The 25,702-nt window shown below is 43.6% G+C and carries 20 protein-coding genes; 11 read left to right on the forward strand and 9 right to left on the reverse strand.

The annotated features are described in order from the left end of the window. Positions 1-9: 9 nt before the first annotated feature. The 3 genes from ACE38W_RS13135 to ACE38W_RS13145 all read right to left on the reverse strand — a co-directional run bounded on the left by ACE38W_RS13135 (position 10) and on the right by ACE38W_RS13145 (position 4,418). Entirely contained in the window at positions 10-1,173 is a 1,164-nt protein-coding gene (locus tag ACE38W_RS13135) for an ABC transporter substrate-binding protein (protein ID WP_375831496.1), read from the reverse strand. A 41-nt stretch (positions 1,174-1,214) separates the two neighbouring features. Beyond that, positions 1,215-1,811, reverse strand: a complete 597-nt coding sequence (locus ACE38W_RS13140; protein ID WP_375831497.1) for a phage tail protein — start codon at positions 1,809-1,811, stop codon at positions 1,215-1,217. Between the two features lie 375 nt (positions 1,812-2,186). Next, positions 2,187-4,418, reverse strand: a complete 2,232-nt coding sequence (locus tag ACE38W_RS13145; protein ID WP_375831498.1) for a hypothetical protein — start codon at positions 4,416-4,418, stop codon at positions 2,187-2,189. Between the two features lie 219 nt (positions 4,419-4,637). Here ACE38W_RS13145 and ACE38W_RS13150 point away from each other — a divergent pair, with 219 nt between their 5' ends. The 3 genes from ACE38W_RS13150 to ACE38W_RS13160 all read left to right on the forward strand — a co-directional run bounded on the left by ACE38W_RS13150 (position 4,638) and on the right by ACE38W_RS13160 (position 6,142). After that, positions 4,638-5,198: a hypothetical protein gene (locus ACE38W_RS13150; protein WP_375831500.1), complete on the forward strand. Its 561-nt coding sequence runs from the start codon at positions 4,638-4,640 to the stop codon at positions 5,196-5,198. A gap of 149 nt (positions 5,199-5,347) precedes the next feature. After that, a complete protein-coding gene (locus ACE38W_RS13155; protein ID WP_375831502.1) occupies positions 5,348-5,674 on the forward strand; it encodes an ArsR/SmtB family transcription factor in 327 nt (108 codons plus the stop codon). 30 nt (positions 5,675-5,704) lie between these two features. Beyond that, a complete protein-coding gene (locus ACE38W_RS13160) occupies positions 5,705-6,142 on the forward strand; it encodes an SRPBCC domain-containing protein (protein ID WP_375831504.1) in 438 nt (145 codons plus the stop codon). A gap of 61 nt (positions 6,143-6,203) precedes the next feature. Here ACE38W_RS13160 and ACE38W_RS13165 read toward each other — a convergent pair whose 3' ends face one another. From ACE38W_RS13165 to ACE38W_RS13185, 5 genes are all read right to left on the reverse strand, one after another. After that, entirely contained in the window at positions 6,204-8,813 is a 2,610-nt protein-coding gene (locus ACE38W_RS13165) for a glycoside hydrolase family 2 protein (protein ID WP_375831505.1), read from the reverse strand. Between the two features lie 114 nt (positions 8,814-8,927). Next, entirely contained in the window at positions 8,928-9,494 is a 567-nt protein-coding gene (locus tag ACE38W_RS13170) for an RNA polymerase sigma factor (protein ID WP_375831506.1), read from the reverse strand. A gap of 234 nt (positions 9,495-9,728) precedes the next feature. Further along, entirely contained in the window at positions 9,729-10,223 is a 495-nt protein-coding gene (locus tag ACE38W_RS13175) for a TlpA family protein disulfide reductase (protein WP_375831507.1), read from the reverse strand. A 9-nt stretch (positions 10,224-10,232) separates the two neighbouring features. Further along, a complete protein-coding gene (locus ACE38W_RS13180; protein ID WP_375831508.1) occupies positions 10,233-10,661 on the reverse strand; it encodes a MauE/DoxX family redox-associated membrane protein in 429 nt (142 codons plus the stop codon). Then, entirely contained in the window at positions 10,658-12,898 is a 2,241-nt protein-coding gene (locus tag ACE38W_RS13185; protein WP_375831510.1) for a hypothetical protein, read from the reverse strand. Before ACE38W_RS13185 ends, ACE38W_RS13180 begins: the two co-directional genes overlap by 4 nt. A gap of 288 nt (positions 12,899-13,186) precedes the next feature. Between ACE38W_RS13185 and ACE38W_RS13190 the strand changes: the two genes are divergently transcribed. Beyond that, complete coding sequence (locus ACE38W_RS13190) at positions 13,187-16,405, forward strand: AsmA-like C-terminal region-containing protein (RefSeq protein ID WP_375831512.1); 3,219 nt, start codon at positions 13,187-13,189, stop codon at positions 16,403-16,405. A 139-nt stretch (positions 16,406-16,544) separates the two neighbouring features. Here the strand turns inward: ACE38W_RS13190 and ACE38W_RS13195 are convergent, their stop codons facing one another. Continuing rightward, entirely contained in the window at positions 16,545-17,132 is a 588-nt protein-coding gene (locus ACE38W_RS13195) for a TMEM175 family protein (protein ID WP_375831513.1), read from the reverse strand. A 151-nt stretch (positions 17,133-17,283) separates the two neighbouring features. Between ACE38W_RS13195 and ACE38W_RS13200 the strand changes: the two genes are divergently transcribed. The 7 genes from ACE38W_RS13200 to ACE38W_RS13230 all read left to right on the forward strand — a co-directional run bounded on the left by ACE38W_RS13200 (position 17,284) and on the right by ACE38W_RS13230 (position 25,695). Beyond that, positions 17,284-17,994, forward strand: a complete 711-nt coding sequence (locus tag ACE38W_RS13200; protein ID WP_375831515.1) for an outer membrane beta-barrel protein — start codon at positions 17,284-17,286, stop codon at positions 17,992-17,994. Between the two features lie 26 nt (positions 17,995-18,020). Then, the gene (locus ACE38W_RS13205; RefSeq protein ID WP_375831517.1) at positions 18,021-18,737 is read left to right on the forward strand and encodes an outer membrane beta-barrel protein; all 717 of its coding nucleotides are present in this window, start codon (positions 18,021-18,023) and stop codon (positions 18,735-18,737) included. A gap of 23 nt (positions 18,738-18,760) precedes the next feature. Continuing rightward, entirely contained in the window at positions 18,761-19,456 is a 696-nt protein-coding gene (locus ACE38W_RS13210) for an outer membrane beta-barrel protein (protein WP_375831519.1), read from the forward strand. A gap of 39 nt (positions 19,457-19,495) precedes the next feature. After that, positions 19,496-20,194, forward strand: a complete 699-nt coding sequence (locus ACE38W_RS13215; protein ID WP_375831520.1) for a porin family protein — start codon at positions 19,496-19,498, stop codon at positions 20,192-20,194. Between the two features lie 366 nt (positions 20,195-20,560). Next, complete coding sequence (locus ACE38W_RS13220) at positions 20,561-21,148, forward strand: RNA polymerase sigma factor (RefSeq protein WP_375831522.1); 588 nt, start codon at positions 20,561-20,563, stop codon at positions 21,146-21,148. A 117-nt stretch (positions 21,149-21,265) separates the two neighbouring features. Next, positions 21,266-22,249 carry a FecR domain-containing protein gene (locus ACE38W_RS13225; protein WP_375831523.1) on the forward strand — a complete coding sequence of 328 codons (984 nt, stop codon included), beginning with the start codon at positions 21,266-21,268 and terminating at the stop codon, positions 22,247-22,249. Positions 22,250-22,266: 17 nt separating this feature from the next. Continuing rightward, positions 22,267-25,695 (forward strand): SusC/RagA family TonB-linked outer membrane protein, encoded by a 3,429-nt coding sequence (locus ACE38W_RS13230; protein ID WP_375831524.1) that lies wholly within the window; start codon positions 22,267-22,269, stop codon positions 25,693-25,695. The last annotated feature ends 7 nt before the right edge of the window (positions 25,696-25,702 follow it).

The raw sequence follows: 25,702 nt of genomic DNA on the forward strand, positions 1-25,702 counted from the left end.
GCTATTTGTTTAAATACATAAAAAAGGGTTCTGCCAGCCACTGACGCCGTTTTCATGAATTTCACTAAAAACTTTTGCATCATAGCGCATACCTTTACCTTGATCAACGATTATTTTTCTAATAGTCTTTCCGGATGTGGAAATGCGAAGAATATTGGAGTCAGGAAGTGCAAATCCGGATTGAGGAAAAAAGTTCTTATCGCCACGGGGTCCTTTAATTACTTCTGTTCGTAATAAATGTTTTACTGAATTCCAGTCTTTTTTGAGGGCATATGGCAATAGTTCTTTCCATGCCAATCCAGCTTCATATCCCATTAAAGCAAAAATGTTTGCCGGTTGATTAGCGATGGTTTCAAACTGTTGCACAAACGTTGAGTTATGTAAACTTTCATCTTCTCTAAGCCAGGACCTTGCTGTATAAAATTCGGTATCTGCGCCACTGATAAAATCCAGCATATCATCATACATGGTCGCTTCATGCAATAGCAATGGTACTTTTTTATGCAGTGGACTTTTGATCCATAACTCCATAAATTTCACCGCCATTGTACCACAGAAGATGGCATGTACATAAGCAGGGCGGTTACTTTCCCATTGTTTAAATTGTTCTTCCAGATCAAGGCGCAAAGGATCTTCTTCGCGAAAAGGTAATATTGTCATGGATATCTGGCCACCACCGGCAGCTTTGGCTCCCTCGAGGAAGCTACAGTGAAGATGATAACCACCTTCATATACAGGCATTACAATATGTCCACCTTCTCCGAATTTCCCCTGTGCCCAAACACCTAGTGCATATTGGGATTGCCACAGCTGATGAGATGCATAAAAAACGTGATCAGACAAGTAGGGAAAATGCGGAATATATTCTCCCATATCAAAAAAGAAACCTAGTCCTTTAGCATTTTCAATTATAGGTAAAGTGGTTTCAATAGATCTATAACCCACTAAACCTGACAGAACATCTACCCTATCAAAAAAGATAAGCTTTCGGGCAGCATCTTCATTGTGCTTAGCGCTGCCCGAATGCGTATATTCCGGAATAAATCTAACGGTTTGCTGGCGTGCAGGATCTAGTCCCATTCCTATGAGCCAACCTGTAGACAGATGTGCTGCATAAAAGGGATAAATACCAGAATAGGGAGTAAGAAAACCAATCGTTAAAGGTGCCGCCATCGAGTCGAAAATTTGTCCGGATAAAATAGATAAATACTTAATTAGTTTCTGGAAGGGAAAACTCCTTCTAATGCAATACAATAATTTACTGTCAGGTATGGTGACAGATTATTAAAAGGAATATTTTGCCCAGTAGCACCGATAGTGATACTACCGCTGGCAGGAGAAGGATACAAATTAGTAAGCGCTCCACCTGATTGTGCAGCATAGCCGTTGATCGGGCTTGCACTAGGACCACTTCCGATGCTTGGTAATGTAGCAGGTACAAGGGTTGGAGCAGGTGTTACATCAGTTGCATTATTAGTGGTGGCAACAGGACTGGAAGTCAGTTTGCTGATGTCAGCAGTGTGGGTGTGTGCGGGAAGGTTGCTGAGAATAAGCGTCGTATTCTCTGTACCGCCTACCTGGCCAATAACGTATGGAGAACCGCCGGGTGCCTGGCCCATATGAATAGCAGTGCGGCCCTGAAGGTTAGGTAACTGGAAGTTTGATTGACCGTTACCTCCATAATAAGTACCAATGAGAGAAAACAATGCAGCGTTCTGCGAGATAGCGAGTATTTGGCCATTACATAATGCCCAACCTCTTGGGGCAAAATTAAAACCAAACATGGCAATCATGGCAACAAATGGTTCCATAGTGTATACAATTTATGTGGTTGTGAAATAAATAGTAAACTAAAAAACCGACTGGACAGGGACCCATAATTCGCTTGCACTAAATACGATAACATATCTATCTATATCACAACCTGGGGTAAGGCCGCAGTTGGAGGTAACAACAAACGTTAGATGGTCTGATTGAGGTATGTTTCAAAAAAGATTGGAAAAGAGTGTAAAGATAAATGATAATTTCTCAGATTATCAAGATATTTTTTCTACCGCTGTCAACAAATTGATTTACACCTTATTTTATTTCAATGCATTAAGCATTTAAGTGACTTAAATATTTACCGGCCTGTGCAAAAATTTAACAGGCCGGTACTAAATAAATTTATTGGATCTCACTGCGATCTATCTGCGGAATCTACCACCACCATGAAATCCTCCGCCTCCACGAAATCCTCCACCACCGCCGCGTTGCCAGTTTTGAAAACGTTGGGTCTGGAAATTTCCCCGCTGCCTCGAAGCAGCGCTCTGATTCAATCCATGCAGGGTTTCCGGCGAAATATTATCCCCACTGATATTGGGTCTGCTACCATTATTGCCTGCCGGCCGTTGCACATTATTCCAGCTACCATTATTATACTGACTCCATCCGCCGCCAGCATCTTTCCTATATACGTTGCCATCGTGTCCGGCGTACATATTACCGTTGTTATTTCGTACTACCGTACCATTAGCCCCATGCTTTACAACACCACTTTGTCCGGTATTCGTTCTGTAGCCACTGATAGTACCATTACGTGTAGTCACATGCCCCGTTTGTATTGCATTCCCATTTCGTGTAGCCACTGACGTGCCCCATTGTCCATACGCATTATGTCCCTGATGTGTAGCGCCATAGCCACCTGTCCAGGGGTTATATGCCTGCGCACTGGTACGCCCTCCATACCATCCCTGCACACTGGCAGAACGACCATACCTGCCCGTGGCCGGATTATACCGTGCCGATGAACCTGCAGCACCATAGGGCCCATACACCCTTCGACCTACGGCATATCCACCTGTCCAGGGATTATACACCGCACCTACTCCATATGTCATCGGCCAGGGATGATATATAGGATACAACGCACCTGCGCCCCAATAAAAATAAGGCGGATACCACCATCCCGTACCATAGGCAATACAAGCGCCTACTGCTGCTCCGAAAATAAACATACCCAGGTAACCCGCTGTGTAACTGCTTTCTACAGTGGTAGCTGTAGCGTCAGTTTGCGTTACATAAGTGACGTTGTAGACAGGTGAACTTGGCGGGATACTGTAGATCTCCTGTGGCACTGCATCCGCAGTTTGCCAAGGGCCCTCCGGTTTTGTAGACATAAACCAGACACCCTGGAAACACAGGTAATACAGATCTCCATCTTTTATTACCTTATCCTGGGTATTGACAGCATATTGCAGATTGGTTGTTTCAATAGGTTTGAACACTGGTGTGCCATCATAATGCACATGAACCTTCGCTGCAGCCTCGGCTTTGTTGACAGTAACAGTGGTAGGTATCTGCGCAAGCATCACTGCATCAGAAGCTTCAATTGTTCCCGGCACAGAGGCCAGCACACTGGATTTAGGTGATGATGAAGGAATATTTTTGAAGTCTGCTGGCAAACTATTAGTTGCAAACTCCCAAGGCCCTGCAGGATTGCTGGCACTAAACCAACGGCCAGATAACAGCACATAATATTTGTGCGTACTATTATCTACAAAAAAATCATTGTCTGTATTCGCACCATACAACAGCTGTGTATTAGTGATACGCGTATATATCGGACTGCCTTTAAATAAAATCAGTTCTGCAGGTTCATCGCTATAAAAAATTGTTTCCGGTTGTGCATTGGCTGGTGGCGGCACTAATTTCTTCACATCATCGAAGTTCTCACCAGCGGGCAGTTTGCTCATATCTTTCGGAAGGCTGCGCGTCATCGTATATGGACCTTTAACATCCCTGGCTGAATACCATCCTTTGTCTGCAAGAAGATAATAGGTTTTATCTTTTTTATCAAAGAAGAGGTCCCAGTTTGTATTTACAATAAACTGAAGATCTGATTTTGCGATGGGACTCAACACCGGTTTTCCCTGCACCAAAAGTAATATTGCCGGCGAAGTACTATAGAAAATTTTCGGTGGATCATTCTTGATATCCGCGCCTTTTACATTAGTAGAGGTATGCTGCATATCTGCTAATAACCTGTCGACCGCAATGGACTGTTCATTGGTAGGTATCAGCTTCCGGAAAAGCATTTCCAGGTTGGCGGCATCACTTTCTTTCTGGCCGGAAATACGTACATCCGTTACCTTGATATCCGTGAGGTAGGCTGTTCGCGTTTCTTTGTTAACATCGGTATTGGCAGTAAAAGAGGCTACGCCAACGGCCTGGTTGCCACCAGATGGCGTCAGGGAGAAAGCCATACGGCCTGCCAGTGTTTTGTATTTTTCCCAGGAATCTATCTGAGGTTGATAATAGATAAGTGTAGCACCATCTTTTGTTATTTGCCGGGGCCAGCCAAAGTCCTGGGCACTGAGGGGCAACAACCATAAGGTGCATACGAAGCAGCTAAAAGCAAGGAAGAGTTTCTGTTTCATATCAGGCTTTTTTAAGAGGAACAGTGTACCACTGCCCTATGGGAAGATTGCGCTGATATGTTTATGCCGGATGTATTAGGTATAACAACAGAATAGGTGGTAATGTTGCCATGGGCAGACATCTCTATCAGTTAGCAATTATTTTTTTCTGCATAAATATTTTAGGTAGATGTCTTCCGCTATTTTTTTACAGGCAGATAAATACATTATCTTTCCTGCATGACCACCAGACAAATCCTATTTCATCATCTTAAACATCATATTTCTTCTGTTCAGCATTTTATACAATCATCTCTCCCGATCGAAAACAAACTACATACCATCAAAACCTTTGGCGGATCACAGTTTGATATGTATACGGGTCCACTGGAGGTGGAGGATATTCTGCAAGAAGTTTTACAAATATTAATTCAGCAGGGAGTGACGAGCCGCACTATCTTTGAAACCTGGATTAATGCCAATAAGGGTTTCCGCGAGGTTACCCTGTCTGATAAGAGCTCGTGGACATTACGCATACAACCAGCTCCCGCTGTCGCAGATCCTGGGGCAGCATTTGTACATCTGCATCCTTCGCGGTATGCGGTCAATACCATTCGCATTAAAGCCAATGCCATGAAGAGTATTGTTATCTATTTATTGTTTGCAACAGATACGGCTACACTCCATACCGACCAGCTAAACATTTTCAGAGAAAATTACCTAGACCTCTCTCCACTTGATGTAACCGGAAATGTAGAAGAATTAAAAAAAGTCTTTGCATTATTATCCAGCAAGCAATAATGCAAATTTCCCAATTCACTTCGTAATGTTTACTGCTGGTAGTTTTCTACCACAAGTTCCCCTTCTTTTAATGCTATAGGAAAAAATAAATTTTTATGTAACCAAATGGTTACATATATTTGTAACCGATTGGTTACATAAATTATCGTATGCGTAGAGATGTATTTCAGGCGATAGCCGACCCAACAAGACGAGACATTATCCATTTGCTGGCGGGCAATCCGCAGAACCTCAACAGCATTGCGGACAACTTTGATATTAGCAGGCCAGCGGTCAGCAAGCATATCAAAATTTTAACGGAGTGCGGACTCATTCTCATCAAAACAGAAGGCAGGGAACGATACTGTCATGTGAGTTTGGGAGGCCTTAAGCAGGTGGCGGATTGGACAAATCAATACCGTGCATTCTGGAATGAAAAGCTGGATACATTGGGTCATTTCCTGGAATCGGAGAAAAAACAGAAACGAAAAAAATAAATCGATTACTGACATTTAAAATTTCTAATCATGAACACCACTCCAGTAATGACTACTACTCCATTAGTTGTTGAACGTGTTTACAATGCACCGATTGAAAGTGTTTGGGATGCGCTTACCAACAATGAAAAGCTGAAACAATGGTATATTAGTATGCCAGAATTCAAGGCTGTACAAGGGTTTACATTCAGTTTTCCATGTACGGACCATGGCGAGGAATTTGTTAATCTTTGCGAGGTAACGGAAGTAATCCCAGGTCATAAACTGGCCTATTCCTGGCGGCACGAAGGACATGAAGGAGAAAGCAATGTTAGTTTTGAACTGTATGCTGAGGGCAGCAAAACACGCCTGGTATTAACGCATGTGGGCCTGGAAAGCTTTGCTGGCGATATATTCCCTAGAAGTGGATTTGAAAAGGGATGGGATTATTTTATTAATGAAACCTTGCCACAATTTTTGGGTGCTTAGTATTCAAAAAAAGTCTGCGGTTATTTGAATAAAATAACCGCAGACTTTTTTATTAAGATGCTTACCAGGTTTGCTGGTTATTCTTCATCTTCGTTAGGGTATCTTCATAATTTTTCTTCTCTTCTGGTGCGGCCATTTTTAGGGCACGTTCTTCCATGGCGATGGCTGCTGATTTTTTGCCTGCTTTATATAACAAGTTAGCATGTGTATCCATGTAGGCGGGGATTTCGCCCTGTTTCATGGAAAGCTTACTCCAGGTGGCGGCGGCGAGCAAAGTGGTCGTATCGGTATAACCTGTAAATACGGTCCAGGCAAACTTATTCAGATCAGCGGCGCTGATAGTGGCTGAAAATTGCTGTACATATTTATCGGCGGTGCTGGCAAAATGTTTCCATTCCTTATTATTCATATGGTAGATAGTTTTTGCACGCAGATAGATTTCTTCACCAGGCTCTCCAAAAGATTTTATACTGGCAGCCATGCCTGACCAGTCAGGGTTTTCATTGGTTCCAGTAATGTACGGCGCAATTTTATCACTGTAAATAATATTCATCAGTTTTATGTCGGCCTGGCGGCCGCCTAACGCTCTGTTAGCCGCATCTCTGTATTTATTAATGATTCCAAAACCTCTGTCATTGGTATTGCCAGTATAGGTGAAAATAAAATTCCATTGATTACGTGTATACGGCGCCGTTAGTTGGCTTATGTACGCGTTGGCTACCTCTTTTGCATTGGTAGCGTCGTTTTGCCGGAGGGCCATCGGTGCTAGCTCTTTCAGAAAATTGGTATCGCGCTTACCAGACTTGAAATCTTGTAACATAGCAGTATAGCGGTTATCCGGGTTGGAAGTATCCATATCTGCTATTTTAAAATCAGCGGCGAGTGTTGCTGTTGCGGGGAGCAGCCTGCTGTTTATTTCCCTGATTTTTTGTACCGGTATTTTTATGATAGCTCTGTCGTAGGTGATGAGGCCATTTTCTTCTGTTTCGACGTCGAAGGGTTCGGTGTAGATGGAGCCACTGAGTCCTTCTTCTTCATATATTTTCAGATGTTTAATCATGAAAGCGTATTTGCTGGCAAATTGTGCGGGGAGTACAGACACATAGCCCCAGCCGTCGGAGGGGTTCCATTGGTGGTTGCGTACGCGTACCTGAACGCCGCCCCATTCTCCTAATACACGGGCTTTTCCGGGCAACGCGGGCGCAATGCCGGGGCCAGGATATTCATGTACATCTGTGAGATCACTGGCAATCCATTTTTCGTTCGGGTTCTGGCTTGCTCTTCTATCGTAGTTTTCGCCGGTATGGCCATTGATGATACGGGAAGGATCTGTAGATTTCATCCACTCTGTTAATCGTTGCTGATCATATCTTGCCCAACCTTCATTGAAAAGTACCCAGCAGATGATGCTGGGATAGTTATGGAGTAATGCAATATTTTCTTGGTTTTCTTTTTCGAATTCTTTTTTGGCGGCGGGCGTATCGTCGCCACAGGTCACCATATCCTGCCATACCAGCATTCCTAGTTTATCGCAGTGATAGTACCAGCGGGCAGGTTCCAGTTTAATATGTTTGCGGATGGTATTAAAGCCCATGGATTTAATGGCTTCAATATCGAAGCGCAGCGCTTCATCTGTAGGCGCGGTATAGAGCCCGTCTGGCCAGAATCCCTGGTCTAGTACACCGAGGTTGTAGGTATATTTTCCGTTGAGGAAGATTCTCTCCTGGCCGTTTTCATCTTTTTTGATGGCGACAGTACGTATACCCGTATACGAATTTACTTCATCCAGGAGCTGATCATTATTTTTCAGTTTGATATTGATATCGTACAAGAAGGGATCTTCCGGCGACCACTGGTGTGCTGCTGGGATGGCAATGGTTGTTTCATTACCTGATGGCGTCGTTGCGGTAGCTACCACATTTCCTTTATCCAGTAATGTTATGGTGGCGGTGCAGTTGCTTTTACTGGCATTGACTTGTATTGTCAGGGAGCTATCTCCGGGTGTCATTTTCAGGTCGGTGATATAAACTTCCGGTACTGATTCCAGCCAAACTGTTTGCCAGATGCCACTGCTGGCGGTATACAAGATACCTTGTGGTTGTAGCACCTGTTTTCCGTGTGGGTTGATTCCCTGATCGGTGGGATCGAATACGGCTACGGTAATATTGTTATTGCCGGGTTTAAGGAAGCTGGTAATATCGAGTGTAAACGCCTGATAGCCGCCGGTATGGTCGCCAGCTTTTTTACCATTGATAAATACAGTAGCCTGCCAATCGACTGCTCCGAAGTGTAGCAGGGTATGTTTCCCTTTATTGTCTTCATTTAGCTGGAAGCTGCGACTATACCAGAGTTGCTGGTTGGGCATGAGTGGCTTTTTGACACCGGACAATGCTGACTCCAATGGAAAAGGCACGAGAATTTTCCCCTGGAAGCTGCTGGGTTTGGGCGCATCTTTTGGTGTGATGGCGTAGTCCCATAGCCCGTTGAGGTTTTGCCATTGGGGGCGTTGTAACTGTGGCCGGGGATAATCGGGTAATGTATTATCCGGGCTAACGTTTGCGGCCCATCGTGTTTTGATGGGTGTGGGCTGCATTTGCCAGGCTTGCTGGGCATATGCTACAGCTGTTTGCAGAAACAGGAGTACGGTGAAGATAAGTCGGCATTTCTTCATAACTAAGCTGGCTATTTGGTAAAAAAAATAAATTCCCTGTCATGACTGACAGGGAATTGGTGCGCACCTGGCGCACCAGGGTTTGGAATTCTTATTTCGTAGCGGAATTTTTCTTTACTGGATATAATGCCCTTTGAGGATCTGACGGAGGGCTTTCACGCTGTAGCAGACTTCATTTTTAACTGTCTGCAGTGATATCCCTCTTACGGCTACAATTTCCTGGTAGGTACAGTTATGCAGGTATGCCATTTCAAACACTTTACGTGGTTTTGGTGGCAGTTTCTGCATGGCTTTGAGTATCTGGTTATAGATTTCCTTGTTTTCGACAAGTCTTTCTTCGAACATTGTCGGGCGGGTATTATCGTATACCTGCTTATGGTTATCTATTTTTCTAACCCTTTGGGCCTGATTGAGTGCTTCATGGCGGCTGCAAACCACCAGATAGCTTTTCAGGTTGAGGGGGCGAGGGAGAGATTCCCTTTTATTCCAGATATTGACAAAAACGTTCTGCACTACATCGTCCGCCAGTTCTCTGTCGCGGGTAATATAATACGCTTCCCTGTGTAAACGCCTGTAACAAATTTCGTAGATTTCTGAAAAGGCATTCTCCTGACCTTGGTCTAAGAGGTGAACCAGGTAGGAATTACTTACTGAATTGTAACGATTTTTTTGCTTTGCCATAGCTTTTGCATTGATCAAGGTTAAAGGATTACCCTGTTACATCAACATATGGCAACTCTACAAACATAAAGCGATAAATTGCATTGATCAGAACAACAACATCGTTCAGATGCTCCCCAGTTGTTCATCCTTTATGCAAGTATCGATTATTTTTTCAATTCAGCGAAGCACAACATTGTTAATCACTCGTGAATCTGTCAGATTGGTGTAGTAATTAACAATGTGCGGAATACCTTATTCTTCTGCTACTTTACGGATATCCTTAATTGGAACGATATTATTAAACACCTGTTTCAACACATGTTTTTTATCGTATACAGCAATATAAGGCACTCCTCTTATACCAAAATATCTCATCATGACGGCTCCGGTATCGAGTCCGACAGAGATATTGGGGTATTTGTTCAGTTTAAATTCTTCCTGATAGGCTCGTACGTCAGCCACTTTTCCTCTTGTCAACAAATAAAACTGAATATTTTTAACAGAATCTGCGTGTTCAGTTAATGCACGTATTTCAGCCCTACAGTAGGGGCATTCTGTGGTAAAGAAGAATAGTACAGCTGCTTTGCCTGGTACTGTATCTACTGAGGCGTAGCTAACACTATCCGGCAGCTGATAATTTATTTTTAACAACTGTTCTCCTTCCCTTCCAGAGCTGAAAGGAGGTTCCTGCGGGGCATCGCAGGAGGCTATAAACATTAATAACAATAATGGCAATAAATATCTCATAACAACTATTTATAAAGCAACGGTATTTTTACTGATCTTCTTATTCAGTACTAAACAATATCCTGCCAGGACAATGAGGCTGACATTAAAGATCAGGTGCTGTGTCCAGGTCATGGACTCCAGTACACCGCCGCAGCTGCATGGCAGGTGTTTACTGAAGAGTAGAATGGCAATAATATAAACTGTAAATAGAATCATCAGTACAAATGAAGCGTACAATGCCTTAATCCTTACAGCAGGTATAATCAGTAAAACAGACAATACCACTTCCACTATTGGCAACCCCCAGGCAATAGGAACTGAAACAGGACGCAGTATCGGAGAGGTTTCGATCACCGATCGGAACACGTCATACTCTCTCAATTTCATAATCCCCGTATAGAGAAACAAGGCTGCAAACAGCAACGATACGATTTCAACAATTACTGCTTTTTTCATTTATTTTCATTTTGAGTGTTAGTAAAAGCTGCGCTGACAATATACCCTAATACCAGGATTGTAAAGGCTCCTGATACGAGTATTGGAAACAGTTGGAAACGCAATGCAATGGGCGAAGCAAACAAACTGAAAGCCATATTCACGCCCCATAGTGCAAATGCAAGCAATAATGCCTTTCGCAACACGACCTGCTTATGGGCTCCCAACACTAGCATAGAAATACAACCAAAAAGGAATAACACACTCAGCACTCCTACCAGAATTGGATAGATATCAAGAATAGGGGCGTTAAATGTTTTAAGTCTTGTTTTTACCTTCCTATCTTTATAATTAAACCAGACCTTGGCTATCTCCTGTACGCTATCGATTCCCATATTATATTGTTCCAGGAATTCTACTGGCGGTGTATAATATTTCAGAAAGTTCGGCCACAAGTAATGTTCTGCAAATGCCATCGGATAAGATCGGATGATAAAGCTGCCATAGTCTTTATATAAAGGCCCCATAGTAGCCCATTTTTTATGCTCAGAAGAGATGCTATCATTTTTAAATTGGCTTCTCATATAAAACTGTAGCGGCAGGCCGGGACTCCACATGTAAACAGTGCTGGCCACCATACCTTCGACAGGATGTTTGCGAACATCACGTGTGCTGTCAAAATAAGTACGAATCATACTGTCTAATACCTTAAACTTTGCAGGAACGGGTTTTCGATGGGCGCTATCAATATACCTGTACGTGTACATGGCATTGTTAGCCATTTGCCATCCGGAGAATGGCGTAAACTGGCGCATCTTGGTTAACTGATAATATTTATTGGTATTAAACTGAATAAACAAACCAATTAGTGCAACTGCGAATACAAGACCCGCCATTTTGAGCCAGAAACGCTTTTTCGCCAGCAGGAATCCAAACAATGCAATTGCCGGGTAAAACAAGGCATTATATCTAACGGTAAATGCAGCCGCTAACACGATCGCATGCCAGAAAACAAGTTTTCCTGTTGGTTTATACATAATCCAGAACAAGAGCGTAAACCATGTCAGGCTAAGCGATAGGAACATTGTATCGCTGGATACATAATTGCTGAGATAATTCAATACCGGATTACACAAAACAAAGCATAGCAATATAATTTTTGTTGGCTTTGCCGGTTTCAGGAAATAAAACAGCGTGAAGACCAGCGCCAGCAGGCTACTTTCGAGGCATAAATATTGGAATCCTACCAGTGCGGTGTCCCATTTACAAAAAATACTAAACAAACGCAGGAAGCGCGGATAACCGATTGGATAGGTACTGATATCGAGATTTAGGTATGCGGAGTTCAAATAGGAATAAGAATCACCATTGATATACGCTGCATACGGATATAGATATTTAAAAACACAGAACTGAATAATGATGGCTGCTATGGCAATTATTATATACCAGCGGTTAGCTGGATTCTTAAAGATATAAGCCGCTAGAGAGGCATCATCATAATTTTTATCGACGAGTTGTTGTTTGGCGAAATTGAAATGATCTGCTACAATAATTTCCTGTCTTTCTACAATAATATCCAATACATTGGCGCCTGCCGCAAGCCCGGTTTTTTCCAGTTCGGCCACAGCCTGTTGCTGAAAAGCTTCATCTGGTTCGTGCCAGCCGTTTTCAGGTGGATTGGAATAATAATGCAAAGCCACCCAAACATTGCCAGTAGCAGCATCATTGCGGATTTCAAGGTCCGCAGCCTTAATATCCCCCTGCGCCAGGGCAATATTGCAATCTATTAACTGAAGCGGCTTCCACTCCCCTGTTTTCTTATTGAGTAAGGAAAGTTTTTTCAATAATACACTTACTGTTACCAGCTGTCGGTTTTCAGGCAAGGATGTCAGCTCGATCTCTTTGGCAGCGCGGCCTGAGATCTTTCTGGCATAATCTTTATACAATTTATCGTATCCAAATTTGCCAACACTATATCTTAATGCCGACGCTAAATTCTGGGGCTTTTTATGTGGAAATATGGAGACTCTTAACCAGGAAAACAGCCAACAGATAGCCCCCCAGACACCCATCTTCCTTAGATTAAGGGCATTGAACTGAACAGGGTAGGCATAAAATTGCTGTTTGTAAAAGAGATAATCTGGGGCGAGTCCGGAATTTTCTACTGCATCAACATTATCAGTGGTACTTTCTGGGACGAAAGGACCAGGAACCGTAACAGGGCCGGCATCGGACATTGTTGCTTTTTTACTCATGGGGATAATGATGGTAAGGCTTATGACAAATAAAATATTACTCTTATTGGCATTACAAACGGCCCGCGATAACATCTTACACAATACCGGCAACCAACGATCCCATATCAGTATTCTTCGGTAATTTTGAGGTCCCGCGGGTGTTCTGCAATATAATTAGGGTGTCTGCAACGGGAACGCAGGCACGTCTTTTAGAAATAAAACAGAATTTTAACACTATGCCGCAGTAAAACCTAGTATTACACATTTGAAATTTTTATACTTTTACCGCGTAAGAATGGCCATATCATGAAAAAAGGCAAAAGAATTTTAAGAATAGCAGGGATAACTTTAGCGGCTTTATTACTAATAATTGCCATCGCAGCGGGTATCCTCTATAGCCAACAGCAACGCCTTACCCAAATGGCGGTAAAGGAACTGAACAAACAATTTACCGGGGAACTGGTACTGGGAAGCAGCAACATCAATCCGTTTGCTCATTTTCCCTATATCTCCATCGTTTTACACGATGTGAAATTTTATGCCAACAAAAAAATGGATACACCGCCCATGTACAAGGTGGAGAAACTTTTTGTTGGATTCAGTCTACCCGATATCCTGCAGCAACATTATAAGGTACGTATACTCGTATTGAATAACGGTGAAGTACATATCAACAGGAACCTCAACGGCAACCTCGATATCGTTGATGCGCATACCTTACCTGCTACCGCCCCACAGCCTAAAGACACTGCCAGCGAAGCTTTGGCAATTGACCTCCGGAAAATAATATTGAAAAATATTCTCGTCACCTATCACGACGATGCCGGCGGTTATAAAATTAAAACTCATCTGGATAAAGTTACCACGGGCTTCAGCATGAACGCCGAACATATGGCGATGAACCTGGACGGCAAGATGGAACTGGATTTCATCAGCAAAACAGATACTTCTCTTTTTCGAAATAAACATGTTGCGCTGAATATTACCGGTGATTATCATCTTGGTAAAAAATTCCTACAGCTGGATAAAGCCAATATCAAACTGGAAAATGCCAGCCTGGATATCAAAGGAAACGCTTCTCTCGCGTCAAAGCCAACGGTAGATTTCACCATTAAAGGCGATCGCCCTGATCTCAACCTGATCTTTGCTATGGTGCCTGCAGATATCGCCAGCCGTATGGACCAATACCGTCGCGATGGTCGTGTATTCTTTGACGGTACAATCAAAGGGGAGGTAGACAAACAACATATGCCAGCCATAGACGTACACTTTGGCTGCGAAAACGTATGGTTTGAAAACAAAACTGTTAACAAAAAACTAGATTCTCTCGGCTTCAGAGGCTATTATACCAATGGCCCTGACCACTCCCTCAAAACTTCTGAGCTGCATATCCTGGATATGAATGCCCGCCCTGGAAAAGGCGTCTTTAAAGGGAATTTCATCATGAAAGATTTCACCGATCCGCATATCATCATGCAGTTATATTCGGAGCTGAACATCCGCTTCATCGGTGAATTCCTCGGCATCAAAGACCTGGAGCAGATTGAAGGTGACATACGGCTGAACATGAACTTCCGGGAACTGGTAGACATGCAGGTGCCGGAACAAAGTCTGGCTAAGCTGAAAGATGGCGTACAGAGTGAGCTTACGGTTACCAACCTGGCCTTCCGAATTCCTAATTATCCACTGCCGGTACGTAATATGAATGTACATGCCATGGTAAAAGATGGCAGCCTGCAACTGGACACGCTTAATTTCAAAGTTGGACAAAGCGACCTGGCTGCAAGCGGCTCCCTGAGCGATCTTCCGGCTATCTTCCATAAGCAGTCCAAACCTGTACGTGTAACCTTCCAGGTTAATTCCAATAAAGTATTGCCAGGAGAACTGATGCTGGCAGATACCACGCATAAACGCCTCCGCGAAGAAGTGATCAGCGGTTTCAGACTGGCGCTCGCCTTTGAAACCAGCGTCAATGAGCTGTTGCATCCGAACCCGCTGCCAAAAGGCACCTTTAAGATAGAAGAGCTCTCGTCTTCCTTTAAGCAATATCCTCATAGTCTGCACGACTTTGCTGCAGATGTAACCATTGGAGATACCAGCCTGCTCGTGAAAAACTTCTCCGGAAATATTGACAGCAGCAACTTTGCATTTAAAGGGCGACTGAATAACTACGCACTTTGGTTCAGCAAAATCAAAAAAGGACAGACAGAATTTGCCTTTGACCTGAAATCCAACAGACTGGCAGTGAATGACCTGATCAGCTCCAAAGGAAGGCAGTTTATTCCGGAAGGCTACTGGTACGAACAAACGAATAATCTCTGGTTGCGCGCCAAGCTGCAAATGAAATATGATACTGTATTCAAACGTGTAGATGCGCATATCGCCAATATCAGCGGTACTTTAAAACAGCATCCCATTCAGCTGGAAAATATTAAAGGGCGCATCCGCTATGGCACCAATAAATACCTGGTAGTAGATACCCTCACGGGAAAAGTAGGCAGCAGTGATTTCGATATCAACCTGCATCTATATGCAGGCCCTGACAGAAAAGGAAATAAGCGCAATAATCTCTTCTCCATAAAATCAACTTATCTGAATGTAGATGAGATGATGAATTATGACTTTACTGATCATAAGGAAGAAGAAGCAGCGACTACCGTGCGCACTACAACCGTAAAGGAAAACGACAGCCTGCATGCTGCAGGATTCAATATCTTCAAAATCAAATTCAGCAATTTTGATGTATCTGCAGATGTTGGAAAGATAAGGTATCACAAACTCTGGATTAAAAACCTGACAGCCAATATACATATGCAGGAAGATCAGAAAGTGAAGATCGATACGATAGACCTTAGGATGGCCGGCGGACATATAGGCATGCGGGGTATACTCAATGCCACAGATCCACAAAAGCTGTACTTCAGAAGCAGTATAGGCCTGGATACAGTAAACCTTAGCAAGATGCTGCTGAAATTTGATAATTTCGGGCAGGACATGATCCTCAACAAGAACTTGCAGGGAACATTATCCGGACGTATCAAGAGTAATATCAAACTGCATCCTGACCTTACGCCAAGACTGGATGAGACCAAAGCTGTGATGGATATAGAAATCCGTAATGGCTCGCTGATAGATTTTGGCCCTATGCAGGCGATGGCTTCTTACTTTAAGGATAAGAACCTACGTATGATCCGTTTTGATACGTTGCGTAACAAGTTAAGTTTTGAGAAGGCCACGCTGGAGATTCCTAATATGAGTATTAATTCTTCTATTGGTTATATTGAGATCAGTGGCAAGCAGGCATTGGATCTCACGATGGCCTACCAATTGCGTGTACCTATGAAGATGGTCACTTCTGTGGGCTTCCAGGCCTTATTTGGCAAGAAACAGGAAGAAGTTGATGCTGAACAAGTAGATGCCATTGAGAGTCTGGATAAGGGGAAAAAAGGCAGATTTATGCATTTAAATATTTCCGGTACACCAGAAAAATACCATATCTCCCTAGGGAAAAAGAAAAAAGCTTAGGTAATTATAAAGTCCAACAGCCAGTCATTGGGGTTATCCCACTGACTGGCTGTTGGGCTTTATGTAATAGTCTCCACTTATTTTCCCAATATTTGGTCTTTCATTTTTAGTATATCCGTTAAGGAAAAATTGCTTGGTATTATTCCGATTGTTCTTCCAGTGCCTTCTCCACTCCTTTTGATGGTATGAACCATAAAATGGCTACTGACAAGAAGAGTAACCCAGATAGTACATTACTGACAAAAGCCGCGCCAATGGCGAGGATATAGAACCCAACAGAAATCCATGCTTTAGATCTTAGTTTGGATAAAGCTATGCCAAGTTCTCCCTGCTCAGGGTTAGCTTTTTTAATCGCATATTGCAATATAGCGAAGGCGGTGCCACAGCATATCATAACCACCGCGTAAGCCGTTATGGTATGGGGGGCAAAGTGGTTCTCTCCCATCCAGCCTGTCACAAAAGGCACCAACGACAACCAGAATAGGAGGTGCATATTGGACCAGAGGATACCAGAGCTAACATGTTTTACAGTATGCAACAGGTGATGGTGATTGCACCAGTAAATACCCACATACATAAAACTCAGTATGTAGCTTAGAAATACAGGATAGATGCGAAACAGGTCAGGCCATTCCGCACCGTGCGGCACTTTAATTTCCAGTACCATGATGGTGATGATGATGGCGATAACACCATCGCTGAAGGCTTCCAGACGGGCTTTGTTCATAGCGTTTGATTCTGGGAATAAATATACTGGATAAATATAAAAGCTTCAAAGCTATTAGTTGGGATACAAATAAGGGATATTTTAACTAGATAAGTAACAAATACGCCAACCACAACGCTTTACAGACACCAAAATCAATCATCCCCTAATCATGAAAACGATCACACTTACCCTGGCGGTACTATGTAGCAGTTATTTTGCACAAGCGCAATTCCATGTTGGGATTAAGGCCGGCGCTGGCGGCTCTTATCATTCTAAAAATAATACGCCAAATATTGATGCCCACAATGGCCACGACAATTATTTTGTTGGCAGCAAGGCCTCCTATTATGCAGGCATCAGCGCAGACTGGCAGCTGAGCAAACATTTCAGCGTACAGCCGTCATTGGTATACAGCGCTAAGGGTGGCAGTACGAAGGAGAGAATCTGGAACACGGGCGTCACCTATAACACTTCAACGCAATCGGGCGAAGACAGATTGAATTACCTGGAACTGCCTGTCAATCTGATTTTCAGGCAACAGTTAGGCAAGGGTCATTCCTTTATTGGCGCGGGCCTTTATGAGGCCAGGTACCTGAATGGAAGTAAAGATGGGAAGTTCCAGATCAGAGAATTACCTAAAATGAAAGAACAACCACCGATGGATGCCAGCGCTGAATTTGTAGGACCATTGGGCACTTTATATCCAGGGAAACAGGCGGATGCAAAACACTGGGACACTGGTGCTAATTTCACCGCCGGATATGAGTTTCCTGGTGGGTTACAACTGGCTTTGAATTATAGTCTGGGCTTTCAGGAGACCTTCTATGGCAAGAATCGCGCGTATTCAGTGAGTGTAGCCTATTATCTGCACAAAAAATAGTTACTGTATCTCTCTTCTTTTACATCATGAAAAAAACAACACTAATACTAGTGGCGCTATGCGGTAGTTGTATGGCGCAAGCTCAATTTCGTATAGGCGTTAAAGCTGGTTTGGGTGCAGCTTACCAGTCGAAATACCAACTTACCGATGCCGAAAAGGCTGCACCATATTTCGACAACTATTTAAATGGGTCCAAAGCTGCCTATTACCTGGGGGTTAGCGCTGATTGGGCGTTGGGCAAACATATTAGTATTCAGCCTTCCCTTCTTTATAGCTCCAAAGGCAGCATGACAGGAACAAAAACGATGGCCAGAGCAGATGATATGATTTTCCAGGTAGATATTACCGGTGAAAATCGTTTGAATTACCTGGAGCTTCCGTTGAATATCCTTTACAAACAAAAGCTTGGAAAGGGTAAGATCTTCGCGGGTGCCGGCTTATACGGCGCCCTATACTTAAATGGACACAAAGAAGGCGATTTCCTTATCAGAGAAAATCCAAAGATTAAAGATCCACTTCCAAAGGATGGTAGCTCTGCCTATGAAGGCAGGCTTGGACCTTTGTATAATGGCAACCAGGCGGATGCTAAAGTATGGGACAGTGGTATCAACTTCACCGCTGGCTATGCGCTCCCGCAGGGATTACAGATAGCGTTGAATTACAGTAGCGGTTTCAATGAAACCTATTACGGTAAAAATCGCGTGTATTCATTAAGTGTATCCTATTACCTGCACAAAAAATAATTTCACCATTCATCAATTAACTCATGAAAAGAACCCTGCTTATTTTAACTGTTCTATTTTTTTGTTCTAATGCCCAAGCACAATTTCGCTTTGGAATGAAGGCCGGCGCAGGAAGCTCCTATCACTCCAAAGCAGACCCACAGCAATATGTGATAGATTACCGTTACAGCAATAAATTTTCCTATTATGCCGGGATTACCGCCGATTGGCAGGTCTGCAATCATTTCAGCGTACAGCCGTCACTGTTATATAGCAGTAAGGGCAGCGCAAGTTCCTTTAGCCATATAATCAACGGTACCAATGGTTTTGACAAGTTTCAATATGCAGGAGATGTAAGGCTGAATTACCTCGAATTGCCTATCAACTTGCTCTTCAAACAAAAACTGGGCGCAGGCAAAGCTTTTATTGGAACAGGGTTATATGGCGCTCTATATTTAAATGGTCATAAAAACGGCGATTTTCTGATCCGGGAAATGCCGGATATTAAGACACCGTGGGCAGACATACTGCCAGCAACATTTGAAGGCCGCTCAGGCCCTTTGCATAGAGGCGGCCAGCCTGATGCCAAGCTTTGGGACACCGGCATCAACTTTACCGCTGGTTATGAATTGCCGCTGGGATTACAGATCGCATTGAATTACAATGCTGGTTTCAATGAAACTTACTATGGTAAAAATCGGGTATATTCTGTCAGTTTAAGTTATTATCTTCATAGGTAGACTAAATCCTTAGTCTACCTACGTATTAATCCCTTTGCCATGAAAAGAGTAGCCCTTGCCATTGCTATTATTTGTTGCAGTTATTATGCCCAGGCCCAGTTTCGTATAGGCGTTAAAGCTGGTATCGGTGGCGCTTATCAGTCGAAGATCACTGTTCACAGCCAGGAGGTGACTGAGTCAAAAACAGACAATTACTTACAGGGGCATAAAGTAGCTTATTACGCAGGCGTTTCGGCAGACTGGCAGCTGAGCAAGCATTTCAGTTTTCAACCATCCTTGTTGTATAGTTCAAAAGGGGGGAATGCTGGCGTAAAATGGAGTGGCCGACTGTCCAATGTGGTTTTTCAGTTGGACACCAAAGGAAATGATCGGTTAAACTACCTGGAGCTACCTGTAAACTTGCTATACAAGCAGAAGTTAGGAGCAGGAAAAGCGTTTATAGGTGCAGGCCTTTATGAGGCGATGTTCCTCAACGGGCATATTGAAGGAGCTTTCATGTCCAGGGATCAGGAGCCACATGCAATTCCAATTACAGCTACCGACCCAGTTACAGGTCCTTTCTTCACCAATCCCAAGGTGGATGCAAAAAAATGGGATACCGGCGCAAATTTTACCGCAGGATATGAATTTCCATTTGGGTTGCAACTAGCGCTCAATTATAGTCTGGGCCTCACGGAGAGCGGATACGGCAAGAACCGCGTATATACGCTGGCCGTTAGCTATTATCTACATAAATAAAATTGAGGGAAGATCTCCCGCTAAAAATATCTCCAATTGATATTAATTATCAGTTGAAGGCCTTCCTGCCCATAATAGCGCCCTTATAAAAAGGTAATCCCTGCCCCAACTGTATTGCATATACGCTGTATTCTATTTATCATATGAAACATTGTTGCAAAAAATAATCAGAGAATAATCTGGAGAATAAATAATTTGACGCCGGATCAGCAAATGCTGAAAAAGAAGATCAGCCAAACAGAAAAGCGAACGAAACAACCAACGTAACCACGTAATGGATACCAGCCTGCAATATGAATTTTTCATTAAATCTTTATCAGGGGCTCAACTAAAAGCAAATCGCTAACATAGATTTGCACCGCGATTATGAAGATAGTAACAGACACCAATGCCGTAGAATGGGATCAGCAAACCTTCAAGGGTGTTTATGAAGCGTATTTTGAACTGATTTGCAGATATTGCTTTGCGCTTGTAGATGATTACGAAGAAGCAAGAGATATATCTGCCCGACTATTCTGTGATTTATGGAAGAACCGCGCCAACATACGCGTCAGCACCAACCTGAAAAATTATTTGCTGGTATCTGCCAGACGCCTTTGCTATAAGAGTAATAACAGCAGGCAAAACGATTTTCTGGATTCCGCATTCATAGAAGATACATTAGAAGCCGATGATACACCGGCTACTCACCTGGCATCGAAGGAGGCCAGGCAGAAACTGCATTTGCTGTTATCCAAGCTGGATCCAGTGAAACGGGAAATCATAGACATGAAGCTATTGGGCCTTACCCAGCGCGAGATTGCGCAGATACTTCAGATTACACCAAAGAAAGTAGAATACCAACTAAATGCTGCCATCAGGCAATTGCAAGGAGAAAGCAAACAGCTACAATTATCTGCCGGCGATTATGACTTAACTGTACTCGCAGGATTACTTTTTCTGCTGATGAAATAATTTTTTTTCTCTCTTAAACAGCCACCACAAAGCCTTTCCAACCAGTTAATAATTCCTTAACATTAATTAACAGGAAAAATCTGCCGCTGCATCCTCCTATATGTAAACGGCAAACATTTGGAAGCTAATTTTTTAATACGATACCTGCAGAACGAATGTTCTGTAACAGAAAAACTGGAAGTGGAGGCCTGGCTTCAGGACAATCCTAAAAACCAGCAGATTCTGGATGCACTCCGGTTGCGGCAACAATCGCTGGACAGCGTACCTGTACAGCAGTATGCCCAACAGGCCTGGGAACAGGTATTGCAGGTAATGGCCGCAGAAGATGCAGCCAAACAATTAACCTATAGACGTACCTGGTGGCGCTATGGTGCTGCCGCTGCAGTAACAGCACTCTTCATTGGACTGGGTTGGACATACCTCCACAAACCCAAGCCAGCACCCGCTCCTATGCTGGTAAATATTCAAACCGGCGTCAAAGAAAAGAAACAGGTACTACTCCCTGACGGCTCCAAAATATGGCTACAGTATAACTCTACACTCGCCTATAATGCTACCGCATTCGGAGATACAGACAGACAAGTCATCCTAAACGGACAAGCCTTTTTTGATGTGCAAGGCCAGCCAGGAAAGCCTTTCAGGGTACAAGCCGGCAAATCAAATATTACAGTGCTGGGTACTTCCTTCAGTATTCTGTCAAGGCCTGATCTGCCGCAGGAAATTTCTGTAGCCACTGGTAAAATCAACGTCACCGCAGCTGCTGTTAATATCAATCTGCTGCCACAACAACGCCTTACCTATGATCCGGCTACACGACTTTCCTTGCTCGACAGCGTAGCACTCAATGAGGTAACAGCTGTAAAGGACAACAGGCTTGTGTTTGAGAAAGATAACCTGGAACATATTGCTGCAAAAATCCAGCAATGGTATAATGTAAAAATCAGTATTGCAGGTAATGCTCACAACACTATCTCTTTTACCGGCAGCATTGAGGATAATGGCCTATATGCGGTACTGGATGGTCTTGGCTTTCTGGCAGGATTCTCTTATAAAGTACAACAGCAGGAAATAGTGCTATCCCTTACAACTAAACAGAAATAATGCTTAAACATTCCTATATGAAAAAGACGGTGAGCGGACTTACCTTTCTGCTACTCTTTAATGCCGCTGTAGCACAAAATAACAGTCGGGTTATTTCATTTCAGAAAAAAACCATCACTGTGAAGGAACTGATCACGGTGTTGCAGAAACAGGAAAAATTATCTGTAATGTATGATGACAATGCATTACAGTCTACCAAAACATTACAACTTCCATCCGAAAAAATGCCGCTGGACAAACTCCTGGCATTGGTAGCATCTACTACTGGCATGGAGTTGAAACAGGTAAACAACAATATCTATATTAAAGCTCCCAATACTCCTGAAACAACGCAACAGCAGGCGGAATCCGTAAGGCTCAAAGGAATTGTTTCCGGTGCTAACAATGAAGGCGCTTTACCAGGGGTAAGCATTTCTGTAAACGGGAAAATCGTTGCTGTTACACAGGAAAGCGGCGCCTTTGATGTGAAAGCTCCTGTTGGGAGTAAAATAACTTTCAAGGCGATCGGCCTTGATCCCTATACCTATCCGGTTACCGGCGATGCGGGTAACTTGAAGATCATCATGAAACAGAACGTCACACAGCTCGATGGCGTGATCGTAACGGCGCTGGGTATACGCCGTGATGAAAAAGCATTAGGTTATTCTGCCACTAAAGTCAGCAACGAACAACTGACCGATGCGATGAGTAATAACTGGACCAACGCCCTCACTGGTAAGGTGGCAGGTTTGAACATGCTCAAAGCCAATGGTGGCCCGGGCGGTTCTACCAAAATAGTATTGCGCGGCGAAAATGCACTCACAGGTAGTAGCGAAGCGCTCATCGTAGTAGATGGGGTGATCATCAATGGCTCCAGTGGCCGCCAGACAGGTACCGGCAGTGGCGCTTATCTTTCTGATGATAGTCCCACCGACTTTGGTACCAGCCTGAACGACATCAACCCGGACGACATTGAAAGTGTGTCTGTGCTGAAAGGCCCTGGTGCTGCCGCTTTATACGGTGCACGTGGTGCAAACGGTGCAATCATTGTGACTACTAAATCAGGACGCCAGATCAACAAAGGCCTTGGCGTTACCATCAATTCCAACAGCACTTTCGAAACAATCAACCGCTGGCCTGATTACCAGTATGAATATGGTCAAGGTGCAGCCGGACAAGATACCTGGTACTCCTATGGAGCCACCGAAGATGGCGCCAGTACTCGTAGCACCAGCTCCGCATGGGGACCTAAATTCGACGGTCAGATGTACTACCAGTACGATCCAAAAACACGTACAGGCAGCACCGTGAGAACACCATGGGTTCCTTATAAAAATAACCGTAAGGATTTCTTCCAGACAGCCAAAACCTTTACTAACAGTGTTTCTCTGGAAGGCGGCAACAGCAACACCAATGTGCGCCTGGCTTATACAAACCTTAATAACAACTGGATCATTCCTAACACCGGCTATAGCAGGAACACCGTAGCGCTCTCCGTTAATCATAAGGTTTCTGATAAATTACAGATCTCTACCAAGGTAAACTATACCAATAAAAAAAGTGATAACCTGCCCTCTACTGGTTATAACAACCAAACCATTATGTATTTCATTCGTGGTATGGTGCCTAACTCCAATATTGACTGGTTTAAAGAATATTGGGTGCCTGGACAGGAACAACAGTCGCAGACACGTCCATTCAGCAGCCTGCTCGACAACCCTTATTTGCAGGCATATGAAATGTTGAATAAGATGAACCGCAATGGCGTCATCGGTAACGTGGCAGCCACCTATAACTTTAACAAGGATCTTAGTCTGCAAGTACGCTCCTCACTGGATTACAGCACAGAAGGCCGCTCTCAGCAACGTCCAAAAAATACGCAGAAGTTTGCCGACGGTATGTTCCGCACACAAAACATCTATTCAAGAGAAGTGAATAATGATTTCATGTTGCGTTACAACCACAACTTCAATAAATTTAATACAACCGTTTCCGTGGGTGGTTCACGTATGCTGAACTATTATAACAAAGATGAAGTAAGAGCAGATAAACTGAGATATCCAGGCGTTTACACCTTTGCTAACGCGAAGAACGTACCGACTACTTATCCTTACAAATCTACCTATGCAGTAAACAGTATGTACGCCTTAGTACAGGTGAGTTATAACAATTACCTGTTCCTCGACTTCACCGGCCGTAACGACTGGAGCAGTACACTGGCTACTCCGCAGAGCAAGGATAATGTATCCTTCTTCTACCCTTCTGTGAATGCCAGTGCAATCCTCTCCGACATCCTGGATTTACCTAAAGCAATTTCCCTACTGAAAGTAAGATCTTCTGTAGCAGCTGTAGGAAGCGGTGGTATCAATCCATACTATACATCCTTCGGATACCTTCCAACGCAGTTCCAGAGCGGATTAGATAATCCTAGCTATGTAGCTAACCCACAGCTGTTGCCAATGGAAACAGTGAGTGTAGAAGCCGGCGTAGATGCGAACTTCTTCCGTAACAGATTCGGATTTGGTTTAACACTTTATAAAAACAATACTTACCGTCAGATCGTAAAAGCGCCAGTAGACAAAGCTTCTGGCTTCCCTTATGCGATCGTTAACACCGGTACTGTAACCAATACCGGTATCGAGATTGAGGCAAATGGCTCTCCTATCAAACAGAAGAAAGGCCTTACCTGGAATATCACCGGAACGCTGAGCTCCAATAAAAGCTCCATCAGCACTATGCCTGAAGGTATCGAAACCTATGTATTGTCTACCGGCCCTGCAAACAGAGGATCTATCGAAGCACGCCCTGGTGGCCGCATGGGAGATCTCTATGGTTTAGGTTACCTGCGCTCTCCTGATGGTCAGATCGTGTATGATAACCAAGGTTATCCTATCATGGACCAAACGACTAAATATCTTGGTAATACCAACCCTCGCTGGAAAGCAAGTATGGGACATAGCTTCTCCTATAAGCAGTTCCGCTTTAGCTTCCTCGTAGACGGACAAACCGGCGGTGTAGCATATTCCCTGACACATGCCGTGTTAGCAGAAGAAGGTAAGCTGAAGAAAACATTGCCTGGCCGCTACAATGGCATCATCGGTGACGGCGTTGTTCAGAACCCTGACGGCACCTATCGTAAAAACGATATCATCGCTACCAACATCTCCGCATATTACACCGCACACTATACCCGCGATAACGTAGAAGCAAATACTTTCAGCACTGACTTTATCAAAGTGAGAGAAGCCAGACTGGATTATACTTTTGCACCGCGACTGCTACGCAAAATCGGCTTCAATAAAGGCACCGTAGGTCTTTATGGCCGCGACCTGTTCGTCATCTCTAACTGGCCTGTATTTGATCCGGAATTTGGTACACTCGGCGATGGTGACATCAACGCAGGTTTTGAAATCGGACAATTCCCATCAACAAGAAGCTTTGGTATTAACCTGACTGCTTCATTCTAAAAAATTA

Source organism: Chitinophaga sp. Hz27 (genome assembly GCF_042263525.1).
Classification (GTDB): domain Bacteria; phylum Bacteroidota; class Bacteroidia; order Chitinophagales; family Chitinophagaceae; genus Chitinophaga.